Source organism: Mesorhizobium sp. M7A.F.Ca.AU.002.02.1.1 (assembly GCF_003998535.1).
GTDB lineage: Bacteria > Pseudomonadota > Alphaproteobacteria > Rhizobiales > Rhizobiaceae > Mesorhizobium > Mesorhizobium ciceri.
Map to the genome: position 1 here is coordinate 1 of NZ_RZPB01000099.1, position 12,478 is coordinate 12,478.

At 60.9% G+C, this 12,478-nt stretch carries 9 protein-coding genes; 3 read left to right on the forward strand and 6 right to left on the reverse strand.

Annotated elements, in window-relative coordinates; all coding sequences use genetic code 11:
* Positions 1-8 precede the first annotated feature (8 nt).
* Both EN879_RS09145 and EN879_RS09150 read left to right on the forward strand, forming a co-directional pair.
* The gene (locus EN879_RS09145; protein ID WP_063168605.1) at positions 9-1,043 is read left to right on the forward strand and encodes a glycosyltransferase; all 1,035 of its coding nucleotides are present in this window, start codon (positions 9-11) and stop codon (positions 1,041-1,043) included.
* Between the two features lie 9 nt (positions 1,044-1,052).
* Positions 1,053-2,837, forward strand: a complete 1,785-nt coding sequence (locus EN879_RS09150; RefSeq protein WP_063168606.1) for an ABC transporter ATP-binding protein — start codon at positions 1,053-1,055, stop codon at positions 2,835-2,837.
* A 288-nt stretch (positions 2,838-3,125) separates the two neighbouring features.
* Here EN879_RS09150 and EN879_RS09155 read toward each other — a convergent pair whose 3' ends face one another.
* The 6 genes from EN879_RS09155 to EN879_RS09180 form a co-directional block, all read right to left on the reverse strand.
* Positions 3,126-4,592 (reverse strand): hypothetical protein, encoded by a 1,467-nt coding sequence (locus EN879_RS09155; RefSeq protein WP_063168607.1) that lies wholly within the window; start codon positions 4,590-4,592, stop codon positions 3,126-3,128.
* A 219-nt stretch (positions 4,593-4,811) separates the two neighbouring features.
* Positions 4,812-5,084 (reverse strand): cell division topological specificity factor MinE, encoded by a 273-nt coding sequence (minE, locus tag EN879_RS09160; RefSeq protein ID WP_024501686.1) that lies wholly within the window; start codon positions 5,082-5,084, stop codon positions 4,812-4,814.
* On the reverse strand, positions 5,081-5,896 hold the full coding sequence (minD, locus tag EN879_RS09165) for a septum site-determining protein MinD (RefSeq protein WP_013530671.1): 816 nt from the start codon (positions 5,894-5,896) through the stop codon (positions 5,081-5,083). Before minD ends, minE begins: the two co-directional genes overlap by 4 nt.
* A 67-nt stretch (positions 5,897-5,963) precedes the next feature.
* Positions 5,964-6,773, reverse strand: a complete 810-nt coding sequence (minC, locus tag EN879_RS09170) for a septum site-determining protein MinC (protein WP_063168608.1) — start codon at positions 6,771-6,773, stop codon at positions 5,964-5,966.
* A 155-nt stretch (positions 6,774-6,928) separates the two neighbouring features.
* Positions 6,929-8,905 (reverse strand): DUF4406 domain-containing protein, encoded by a 1,977-nt coding sequence (locus EN879_RS09175; RefSeq protein WP_082826503.1) that lies wholly within the window; start codon positions 8,903-8,905, stop codon positions 6,929-6,931.
* Positions 8,902-11,265: an ATP-binding protein gene (locus tag EN879_RS09180; protein ID WP_063168609.1), complete on the reverse strand. Its 2,364-nt coding sequence runs from the start codon at positions 11,263-11,265 to the stop codon at positions 8,902-8,904. The genes EN879_RS09175 and EN879_RS09180 overlap by 4 nt, the downstream gene beginning before the upstream one ends.
* Positions 11,266-11,956: 691 nt before the next feature.
* Between EN879_RS09180 and EN879_RS09190 the strand changes: the two genes are divergently transcribed.
* A partial coding sequence (locus EN879_RS09190) for a DMT family transporter (protein WP_164774354.1) occupies positions 11,957-12,478 on the forward strand: 522 nt, incomplete at its 3' end.

Genomic DNA, 12,478 nt, shown 5'->3' on the forward strand with positions numbered 1-12,478 from the left:
GCTGAGGCATGATCGTCAAAGTCAACCAACCCCTGCAGCGCGATCGTTCGACGGCGCTTGGCCCCGCCCCGGCCGGTCCCCGCCCGGAACGAGCGGCGCCGGAAGTCAGCTTCATCATCTGCACGCGCAACCGCGTCGCCGTGCTCGATGCCTGCATCAAGTCGGTGCAAGCCGCATGCCGCGCACATGCCGGCTTCGCCGCCGAACTCGTGGTCGTCGACAACGGTTCGAGCGACCGCACGGCCGAACGCCTGGCCAGCATCGCGGCTGCGTCGGACATTCCGTTCACGCCCGTTTGCGAGCCGCGCCCCGGATTGGCGGCTGCGCGCAACGCCGGGCTGAGGCGCGCGCGCGGCCGTGTGCTGGTCTTCGTCGACGACGACTGCGCGCTCCATCGCGACTATCTGCGCGATCTGGAGCGACACTATGCGTCCGGGGAACAATGGCTCATCCGGGGCGGCCGTGTCGAGCTTGGCGATGCCAGGGATTTGCCGTTCACCATCAAGCGGTCGTGGGCGCGCGAGCGGCTGACGCCAGATGTTCATCCCGGCGGTTTCGTGCTGGGCTGCAACATGACGATGCACCGCGATGTAGCGGCCCGCATCGGCTATTTCGACGAACGCTTCGGCGCCGGCGGACCATTGCGGTCGGCCGAGGATACCGATTACCTCGTGCGCGCGATGCTGCTCGGCATCGCGGTCGAGTATGTGCCTGACATGACGATTTTCCACCATCACGGCCGGCGGGATCGCAAAGCCATCGAAAAGCTGCATCGCGACTACAGCCTGGGCAATGGCGGGCTCTGCCTGAAGCATGTTCGCCACGCGCCCTGGCTGCTTCGCCATTTCTACTGGGCCGCAAGAGGGGCTTTCAGGGAATTGGCGGGAGGACCCGCCTTCGATCGTGAACTCAACCTGCCGCACTGGCCGATCGTCGCCATGAATTTGCTCGGCGCGGCCAGGTTCGCGGTTCTCCTGCTGGTCAGACGGCCGCGGGCCGAACCGGTGCGGCAAGATCAACAAGCCAATGCCCAGGCGAGGTGAAACGCTGTAATGCCAATGCTGCCGCCAAACCTGCCGATGCTGTTCCGGGCGTTCGGAAAGCGGCAACTGCGCCTGCTTCCGGCGGTGGTGATTCTCGGCCTGGTCAGCGCCGTCCTCGAAGGGTTCGGCATCGGCCTGATCATCCCGTTGCTGGGCATCATCATGGGACACGGGGATGCCGCCGGAATGGCAGGCTTCTCCGCCGTCCTCCAGCACGTCGGATCGGGCTTGAGCGAGCGCGACCGGCTGATCGTCATTTCGGCCGCCATCCTCGGCTCGATCATCCTGAAGAACGTCTTCGCCTTCGCCAACACGCTGCTGACGACCTTCATCTCCGGCAAGGCAAGCCATTCCATCCGCAGCGCCCTGTCGGAGCAGCTGTTGCGGGTCGGCTACCCGTTCTTCCTGCGGCAGAGCCCCGGACGCCTGCTCAACATCATCTCCAACGAATCCTGGCGGGCTTCCGATGCGATCCAGATCATGCTGTCGGCCATCGTCAGCGCATCGGCCGCCATCATCCTCCTGGCTTTCCTGCTGCTGCTTTCGTGGCGCATGACGCTTTTGGTCACGCTCGGACTGGCGCTCGTCCAGATCGCGCACGCCATGCTCTCAGCCAATCTGAAGGAGCCAAGCCGCAGCGTCGCCTCGCGCAACGGCCACCTCGCCTCGCAGATGCTTCACCTTGTGCATGCCGGACGGCTGATCCGCATCTTCGGACAGGAGAACCGGGAAAAGGCGATGTTCGACACGGCGTCGGATGCGGTTCGCCGCGCCTCCTTCGCGCTGCTCGTGCGCCAGGGAGCGCTGCCGCCGCTGACGGAGGTTCTCCACGCCATGCTGTTCCTGGCGGTGGTGATCGGCGCCTGGCTGGCGCAGGTGAGTTTCCCGCTGATCATTGCCTTCGTCATCCTGCTCTACAGGCTGCAGCCGCATATGCGGGCCCTGCAGGGGTCGTGGAGCCAGCTGCAAGGCCTGAGCGGATCGCTTGAGGAGGTGACTTGGCTGCTGGATCCCACAGGCAAGCCGCAACCGCCGCAAGGGGACGGGCCATTCCACGGCCTGCGCCAGGGCATCAAGTTCGACGATGTGACATTCACCTACTCCGGCACGGACCGGCGCGAGGTGGTGCTGCACGCGGCGACATTCGAGATCCGCGGTGGCCGCTCGACGGCGCTGATCGGCCGCTCGGGCGCCGGCAAGACGACGATCGTCAATCTCCTGTGCCGCTTCGTCGAACCGGACACCGGCAACATCCTCGTCGATGGATCGCCGCTCGACCGGATCGATGCCAGCCAGTGGCGCCGGCACATCGCCCTGGCCAGCCAGGAACTGGAACTGGTCGACGGCAGCATTTTCGAAAACATAACCTACGGCCAGGATGCCGCGACTGCCGGCGATGCCGAGGCCGCCGCAAGACTGGCCGAAGCGCATGAATTCATCGAAAGGCTGCCTCAGGGCTACGAGACCCTGGTTGGCTACAGGGGCATCAATCTGTCGGCGGGACAGAGGCAGCGCATCGCCTTGGCGAGAGCCCTGGTGCGCGATCCCGATCTCCTCATCCTGGACGAGGCCACCAATGCCGTGGACGGGCTGTCGGAAGCGGCCATCGTCGAGACCCTGAAGTCGAGAGCCGGCCGCCGCACGACCATCGTCATCAGCCATCACCACAGCACCATCTCGTTCTGCGACGACGTGGTCATCCTGAGCGGCGGCCGCGTGAAAAAGCAGGCCCCTTTCGGCGCCCTGGCCTCGCTCAGCATGGACGAGCTTTACCAGCACGAACCGCTCGACTGAGAAGGCGCCGGGCCGGCCCGCGATCTTATCCTGGGCGTGTCTGCAGCCTCCGGCCGGCGGGTCGTCGCAAGGGTTCGAATCACAAGCCAGGGGAATTGCCGCTGGCACCTTCCGTGATCGCACCAATGCCGTGCGGGACCGCGGCGCGCTACCTTGTCTGTGCGGCGGACCTGTCGATCCGCCTGGCCGGTGCCCCATTGGACTTACTCTCCGGGTGAGGTGCCGGCCTCCCATGCACAAAAGAAGGATCTGAAGCGGGTCGCCTGAATCCTTCAGGCGCGACACGCTTCAGGTGGCGGCGCCGACATTCCTGCGCATGCGCCGCCTGCCCGTCGTCCGTGCTTTCTTCGCCATCGCCCCGGCCATCTCGACCACGCCGTCCTCGCGCGGCCTGCCATTGGTGGCCTTGTGGAGCCGCTCATAGGGCAGCAGTTCCTTGATCCGGGCATTGAGCGAGGCGATTTCGGCCTTGAGGTCCTCGCACTCCTGCCTCTGCACGTCGAACTGTATCTGTTCGGACGCCTGTTGCAGCGTCAGCTGAGAAAGGTTGGCGTTCACCTTGGAAAGACTCATCTTGTCGCTTTCGCTCTCCTGGCTCAGCGCGGACAATCTTTCATCGGCGATCTTCTTTTCGGCCAGAGCATCGTTCAGTTCGCTCTTGAGCCTGGCGATCTCGCCCGCGGCTTCGCCGTTTTCGCTCGACACCTGCTCAAGCCGCGATTGCAGGTTCTGGATCTCCGAGCTCAACCCGCGCATTTCCGCCTGGCTGCGAGCCAGCTCGGCTTCCTTGTCGCCTTCCATCATGTGGGCCGCTTCGGTCGTTTCCGACAGTTTCGCCTGTGCCGCCTCGAGCGACTTCTGCAGCCGCATCTCCTCTTTCTCGCTCTTGCCGAGCGCCGCCAGCAGCTCCGCCAGCCGCGCTGCTTCGGTGGCATGGACCGCCGACAGCTCGTCGAGCCTGTGGCGCGCTTGCGATTCCCGCTTCAGCGCCTTGTCGAGTTCGATCGACAGGTTGACGTGCTTTTCGCGCAGCATCTTGCTCTCGCGCAAGCGCCTGTTGGCCTCGACCGTCCTGGCGGTCAGCCGCTTGGCGATGTCGCCGAACTCCGCCTCGCGTTTGGCGCTCGCATTGGCTGTCTCGACGAGTTCCAGCCTGACCGCGGCAAGTGCCGCACGCAGCGTCTCCCGGTCCTGGACCAGACTTGTCTCGCGCTGCTGCAGCGCTTCGAAAGCGCCGTCACGCTCGCGCAGCTTTCGCGTCGCGTCGTGCAGCTTTTCCGACAGAGCCCTCTGTTCGGCGGCCAGGGCGGCATTGGCAACCTCCAGCTCGTTGGCGCGCAGGATGTCGCTGTGCAGGATGTTGAGGAATTCGCGCGTCAGATGGTGTGAGGTACCGATCTCCGACAGCTTGTCGTTGATCTCCTCCAGATAGTCCCTGGCGTCGTGGAAGAGTCCCTCGAAGGCGCTCAATGCAGCCAGCCGGGTCTGTGTATGGGCGGTCAGTCTTGGCGCGGTTTCGGAACTGTCCGCAGCGCCCGCATTCTCGGCATTCCCGGCATTGTCGTCATTTGCCGCATCGGCCTGGGGTGGCCCGTCATCGGGTGCCGCCTGGGCATCCGGCACATCGTCGCTCTCTGGCGGCGCCAGGTCGTCGGCGTCGAGACTTGCATCCAGCGCGTCCGCCAAATCGATCTGCAGGTCCTGGATCGCTTTATCCACGTCTTCAGCACGCTTGATCAGGCCTCTGAAGTTCATCGCCAAACTCCCCTTACGCATACCTCGCTTAGAACTTAACAAATTGCTAATATATCCTTACATCCGCTGCTTGCGCAGGGGAAGCCCCGTCGGCACAAAGGTAAATTTGGGACATTTTAGGGGTTTGGACGGCGCGAGCGATGCGGTGCGAGGGTGCGAAGCCGGTTCTGCCGGCAGGACAGAGGGGGGCGCGAAGGATCGCGGCTCCCTAAGTTGCCCTCACCCCGCCATGGCCAGCGGCACGGCGCTCTTGTTGGGGATCTGGATGTCGATTTCCAGCGTCGACATGGTCTCGCCGCGGTCCATCGAGACCTGCAGATAGTCCTGGTCGATCTGCACATGCTTGGCGATGACGGCCATGATCTCCTCGCGCAGGATGGAGACGAGGTCGGGCTGGCTGCGGTTGCGGCGCTCATAGGCGAGCAGCACTTGCAGCCGCTCGCGCGCCACCGGGGCGCTGGAGCGCCGCTTGAAGATGTCGAGCAGGTTCATGCCGCCCTCCTTCCCAAAAGACGATCGAGGAAGCCCTTGCGCTCGAAGGGCACGATGACGGGCAATTCCTCGCCCTCCAGCCGCCTGGCGGCGTCGATATAGGCCTTGGCAGCGGAATTGAGCGGCTCCGACAGCGTCACCGGCGAACCGAGGTTGGAGGCGCGCAGCACGTCCTGGCTTTCCGGAATGATGCCGAGCAGCGGCACCGACAGGATTTCCAGCACGTCGTCGATGGACAGCATCTCGCCGCGCGAGGCGCGCGCCGCATCGTAGCGCGTCACCAGCACATGCTTGGCGATCTGCTCGCCCTGCTCGGCCCGCAAGGTGCGGGCATCGAGCAGGCCGATGATGCGATCGGAATCGCGCACCGACGACACTTCCGGATTGGTGACGATGACCGCCTCGTCGGCAAAGCGCATGGCGAGCTGCGCGCCGCGCTCGATGCCGGCCGGGCTGTCGCAGAAGACGTAGTCGAACACCGAGCGCAGCTTGTCGATGACTTCGCCGACGCCTTCCTCGGTCAGCGCATCCTTGTCGCGCGTCTGCGAGGCCGGCAGCAGGAACAGCGTCTCGACCCGCTTGTCGCGGATCAGCGCCTGCGAGAGCTTCGCCTGGCCCTGGATGACGTTGACGAGGTCGAACACCACGCGCCGTTCGGCGCCCATGATCAGGTCGAGGTTGCGCAGGCCGACGTCGAAGTCGACGAGCGCCACCTTCTTGCCGGTCTTGGCCACGGCCGCCCCGAGGGCCGCCGTCGAGGTCGTCTTGCCGACGCCCCCCTTGCCCGAGGTGACCACCACTACCTTGCCCATTGAAAAGCCTCCGTTGTTGTTGTTCTTGGTCGGGCGGCCCTCGGCCGCCCCAATATCGAAACGAATGTCAGCTCAGCGTCGAAACCCGCAAGGCGTCGCCGTCGAGAAACGCCTGCACCGGCTTGCCGCGCGAAACGCCTTCCATCTCCTCGGCGGTGACGTACCAGCCGTCGACCGCCAGCAGCTCCGCCTCGTTCTTGCGGCAGAAGATGCGCGCGCCCCTGTTGCCCAGCGCACCCGCCGAAGCGCGCCCGCGCAGCGTGCCGTAGACATGGATCGAGCCCGCCGCGATGATCTCCGACCCGGAAGCGACAGAACCCAGCACGATGACATCGCCATGCGGATGCACGATCGCCTGGCCGGAGCGGATCGGCGCCTTGATCATCAGCGTGCCCGAAGCTTCAACCTGCGGCTCGCTATCGCCCGCCTTGCTTGCGCCAGCCTTGCCGTCGCCGGCCTTGGCCGCGCTGCCCGCATCCGCATGCTGTTCAGCCGCCCTGCCCTCGGCCTTGTCGAAACCCTCCGCCCGCGCCTCGCGGGGCAGCAACCCATCCGTCGTCGCCTCCTTGGCGCCGACCAGCACCGGCGGCAGGTTGGGCGCGAGTGCGGCGTGGCCGTCGAGCTCGATGGCGTAGACGCGGATGCCGCGATGGCCAAGCACGTCGACCAGCGATTCGATCGCGGCGACATCGGGCTTCAAGGTGTTGAGATCAAGCACCACCGGCCGCCCGGCAAAATAGCCAGGCGAATTGCCGATCCAGTGATCCAGCCCCTCCAGCCACACGTCCAAAGGCGCCTCCGGCGTCAGCGTGAAAGCGACGAAAGAGCGGGCACGAAAGCGAATGGATTTGGCCTCGAGGGGGGCGGCAAAGGTCACGGCTGGCGAATCCTTACTGAGAGGTAAACGCTAGCGAGGGAATGGTTAACGAATGGTTAATGCCAGGGGTGGGAAGGCGGTAGGACGACAATTCCTGTTCCCGGCGACCCTACCCGAAAGAGCACTCGGCTACGGTGATGTTTGCTTGCCCAGCACTAGGCCGCATCACGGTCCTGCGGTTTCATGCGTGCTGGCACGTTTGCTCTGCGAATAACGTCCGCGATATGGCTAGTTAGGCCAACTTCGCCCTGCAATTCCACACCATGGTGCGGCTCAAGGCTGTCAATGACGTCGCGTAACTTCTCAAGTCCTTGCGAGACGTCAAAGACTATCCAATGCTCTGCTTTTCCCGGGACAAGCACGCCAGCAGCACTCTTAGTTGCGCCATGATGCATCTGCACCACCCATGCCCGTTTGCCATCGTGAACCCACTCGAAACGCACCGGGCCCAATTCGGCCGCACCCGCATGCAGGCGTTCAACGTCCGCGATAATTGACGACGGAAGTATCTCTGCCTTGGCAGTGCCTAACATGAACCTGTCACCCACACCGCGTAGCCCCTCGGTGACGATCTCCCCGCTCTGGAGCACTATCGACGCACCGGAATAGAGCGGCTCAACACTTGCTTGTCCCAGAATCGAAGCGATTAACTTGTGGTCCGGATCTTCTTCCTGCATGATCCTAAAGGGGTCGCTCCAGCCGCGCGTTGTCGTGAATTTGCCCGGTGTCTGCTCGATTGGTGCAGTGCGACACCAGACCTCCGACGAACCCGTTGCTTGGCCGAACGTAAACGGTGCCACCCGCCGATTGACCACAGTAGTGCGCGGTACTGGCAGGCCAATGAGGTGTGCGACAAGAAGCCCGAAGACCTTATCGCCAAGCATATGACTAAATCTGTTGGGCCACTGCGCTACCGGAAACAAATCTAACCCTTTGTGTTCAGCAATCTCCCATCCCAACGTGTGCATGCGACGCCAGCCACGTGGCCGGGGATGCAGACTGAATTCCAGGCGCGTGTTTTCGGGAACTGCCAAATCCGGTTCGAAACCGTAAACCGTAGCGAGGAGTCGGAATCCCCAACCGAGAGGTAGAGAAGCTGTGCCTGCCTTCTCTACCGCGCGAGGCGTATCGTCGGGAGCAAACTCGATGATCTTCCCAAGCACCACCCCGGAAACGCCACCATCGTGGATATCGACCGTTTCATTTACGATGGTATGCAGACCTTCGCGCGTGAGGCGTGCGATCGCATCGACAATATCGTTAACTCGAGTCAGACCGTATATGAATTCGCGGCTAAGCGGGCTTTCAGGTGTAAAGCTTCTCACATTCACGGAGCCGTCAGCGCTTCGCGCAAGGAGTGTCTCGGCAACTTCGGTAACGTTGGAGAATATGCGGTTAGGGCTTTCCCCAAGGACGCGTGAATACGCCTGCTTTGGTTTCCCACGATGCGGTTCATAGCTGACGAATTGCGCTACGTTGATAAGTTCAGCGAGCCGATCGAGCGAAGCGTCTTTTCGCGGAATGCCACCACCCGGCACGTAGACTACAGTCGCCACTGTTGTTTCGAGTTGGCTATATGCAGCACGCAATGTGTTCTGGAGAGCGAGCGGCGGCACAGCCAGTGCATCAACGCGAGCGAGTGCGCGGCTGATTGCGGCGACACCATCTCGTGCGACGATGGGCGATCCGTCAACACGAGCGGTGGGGATGCCTTCGAGATGTGCACGGCAGAATTCAGAGGCACTACCCGCGCTGTATTCCCATCCGTCCATTAACAGGATGCGGCTCGCGTGAGCTGAGATGAACTGCTGCCACAACTCTAGATAATCTTCTTGGGTCCAACCGTTAATGAATAGGCTCGCTGGCTCAACCACCGGCTCCGAGCCCCTGGCGCGGAGCAGTTCGGCTGTCGCTTTGAGCTGGTTCTCGTTCGGAATAATCACCTGCTCGACAAGTTCGGCACGATAAGCGCTCGCATCGGCCTCAAGCTGATATCCGATCTTGCTCCACCAATCTATGAACCGCAGTCCCGACGTGATCGGGCCGCTGAGATAGACGACCTTTCGTGATCCGAAGGCAGAACGCCAAGCTTGACGGATGCCGCTTAGCGGCTGGGGGGATTGAGCTGTCATTTCCTAACGTATTCCGGACTGCGCCGCTTAACGAACCTTAAGGATTCTTCTCTGAGCTTAAGTTCACTAGCGAACGAAGCCAGCTTGCCATTCTTTTCATCAGCCTTAAATAAAGCCGCGCAATCGAGAGCCGGATTTTTCTTTTCCTTAAGGACTGCGCCCTCCCGCGCTGCCATCTCGATAAGGGGCAGGAACTCGCGTTCAATTGCCTCCCGATCGTCTATTTCGTCGAATGCGCCATTGTAGAGGCGAAGAGTCGTTGTGCGTCCCCATTCCAAGAACTCACTCTCAAGTTCCGTCACACTTTGACTGTTACCAACCTGGCGAACAACACGCGCCACTGCAGCCTCGATATCCTTATAGCCCAAGAAGAATGAAGCACTCCGCAGGATACTCCATTTACCGGATTTCTCGATATTGTCAGGATTCAGCGCATGGTCGGCCGGGAGATTTCCCTTTTCGATCGCATCTTTCAGAAAATTCTTTATCATCTTCTGCCTTGAAGTAGCATCCGGCGGAAGCAGTAGGTAATTCTCGTCGATACGCCCCGTTCTACGGATCGCCGGATCGATGCGATATGCGTAATTGGTAGCCATGATGAAGATACCGCGCTTCGCTCGGCGCAAGTTATTAAACTTGGTCAGCATGCCAGGCGTCATGAACTTGAATACGGTATCTTGCTGGCCATGCCGCTTCGAGCTTCGATCCAGCACGAGTTCGTCAATCTCGTCGAAGAGGACCACGACGTCCGCCTGCGCCTCAAGCACCTCAAAGATCATTTTAGCGCGCGCTTCCACCTCGCCCCCGCCACCTGCCAGAAAGTCGCTGACGGTAATCGTTACGAGCGGAAAGCCGAGCGCATCCGCTAAATTTTCAGCAACGCTGGTTTTGCCGGTGCCAGGCGGGCCATAAATTAACATAGAATAATTTCGGGGACTTCCGCCGAGCCAAGGCAAAAGGAACTCCTCTTCTACCTTACGATAGGTCTCGAAGTATGGCCCGAGTGAGGTTATCGGCTCAAAGCTCTCCCTCAGATCTGCTTTGTCATCCGGGGCCGCGGCCGTTGTCGTCTTTCGAGCTAGTTGCATCGCTTGGGTCGCAGGACTCCAAGACTGTTTGGCACGTTGAGGCTTTCGAACGTTGAAGCGAGACAGTCGCAGCGTGGTGCGAGCTATGTGGCCGTGGAGGCTACGCCGGTATCCCAGAAGAAAATCGACTACCTGCGCGGTATCCCAAAGTTGGATCGAGTCAGGATCCGCGACATGGTCCGAGTGCCAGCCTGAAACTCGGCGTGGCGTTCCTTCAACATCGATTGTGACGCGCCTCGCCGCAAGCCAACTCCAGAAGCGGCGAAACAGAGCTATGTATCGTTCCGAGCGCCCATGAAACCGCTCGTCCTTATCTAGTCTCTGGCAGCACCGCAGAAGTGAATTTGCGGCCTCCACACTTATTGGGAAAAGTACAAACCCCTTTACGGTGCGCAGGAAGGGCTTACTTGGGCGCCAGTGAGCACTAGTCTGCTGCGCTTGCTCGAGGACATCAAGAACACGGTCGAATAGACGCACATCTATTGTCTGCTCCGAGAGGAGCAGCACGCCCTCCAAAGAGAAGATCAACTCGGCAGGATCGAAGCGGCTGTCCGGGATATTTGAGTACGAAAGCTGATCGTGAAGTGTACTCTCAAAGTAGCGCAGATATGCAGCTCTGCCTTCTATCTCTTGCCCCAGCGTATGAGCTGCACGCACGACTAACAAAGGAACGAATGCGTTGGGTACGACTTTTGATTCCGTCAAGCCTCTGTTCTTAAAAATAAAAAAACTGACGAAGCTGTTCGTCGGATCAATCTTTACGAGTTTCTGAACGACGATCCTGGCATCGGCCATGAGATCATCGGTCCCACCAGGTGTCGCCGACAAAACCTCGGCAAGAAACGACATGGTTAGCGGGTCATTGGTCCCGTAGGTAGGAGAAATCGTTGTTATGGTTTGGGCTCTGGTCTCAGAACGGGCTTCTCTAAGCTCAGCGACCAACCTGTCAAATGCCTTCTTTCGCGCTTCATCCAGCTTTTTCGCGTATTGACCGCCAACCTCAAATGCATAGCCTGGACGAGATGTGCCAACTCGTTGCGACTCGCGAAGAAGATCGATTGCGCGGATCATCATTGTCATCGTGCTATGCGAAATCTTGTGCTTGTCATTTTCTTTTCGGCGATCGGGAATTTCATAGGGCCAGTTGGGTTTCTCCGAATTGAACGTTCCCGCAATCGTTTCTCCTGTTTCTAGAAGCACTCGATCGATGGCGGCAATGTCTTCCCGATCACGTTGGATTCCATCACTGAGATAGGATTCGAGAGTATGCAAATGACCTCTGGAGTTCACTGTTCCTGTGCCGCAAGCGACCGATTCGGTATAAGGGCACTGTAGTGTTTAGGAAAGGGTGACCGCATCACTCAACCTGAGCCTAACGCATCCATACTAAGCGATACGCGCCCAGGGAGCTGTGATCCACCGCAACCCGCCCCTCAACTGAAAGCTTCCCTACCACCCATTCGCCACCATCAGCACGTTGCCCGTCTCCTGCTCCGCTGCTGGTGCAGCTATATTGCGCCGATGGCGGCAATTGCCAGTAGGAACATGCCCGCCGTGATCGCTGTCTTCTCGGAATGTTCTGCCGGGCGAAGTTTGGTGTGAAAGAGGACTCCCGCCGGGCCATGCCCAGGTATCCAGCCTGCAAGGAACGTCCCACTATCCCCTCAATGCCGCTTAAAATACTACACCTCGCGCTCATGCTTCTCCATCGCCTCACGCGTCTCGAACGTTCCCAGATTCCGCCTTTTCCCGGTCTTCTCATCCTCCTAGCGCGAATAAAGCCGGTATTTTCCGCATTTCATTTTCCGGATCATTTCGCTCTCCCTGGCTGATAGTTTCCCCTTGCCCTTGAGGTCCGCGCGGCTGCCCAGATTCCTCCTCGACCTCTCAAAACGGATGCACGACCCAACGACACAGGCTATATTGCCCCGTCTGGCCGAGGTCATCGAAGGGGAGGCATGACATGCAGGCAATGCCGATAGCGCATCAAGCCGCGCAACCCGTGCGCCCCATATCCTCCCTGGCCGGCTATCCGGCCGCCGTCCTGTGCTGGCTGCTTTCGGCCGGTGTCTACATCGCGGCCAAATGGGTGGCGCCTGAAATGCCGCCCTGGGGTCTCTGTTTCTGGCGGCTGACGCTTGCCTGCGCCATCCTGCTGCCGATCGTGCACCGTCATCACGAGGCGATGATCGGGCTTTTGCGAACGCGCGCCGTGGAGGTCGTCGCCGTGGGGGCGATCGGCCTGACGCTCTGCCAGGGTATGATCTACCATGGCCTCAACCACACCGACGCCACCACGGCCGGCATCATCATGGCGCTGTCGCCGGTCATGACGATGGTGCTTGCCCGTTTCGTGCTTGGCGAGCCGCTCGGCCTGTGGAAGTCGCTTGGCGCGCTGGTTGCGCTTGCCGGGATGATTTTCATCGTTGCCCACGGCAACCTGACGGCGCTGCTGCAGCTCAAGCTCAACGCCGGCGAGCTGTGG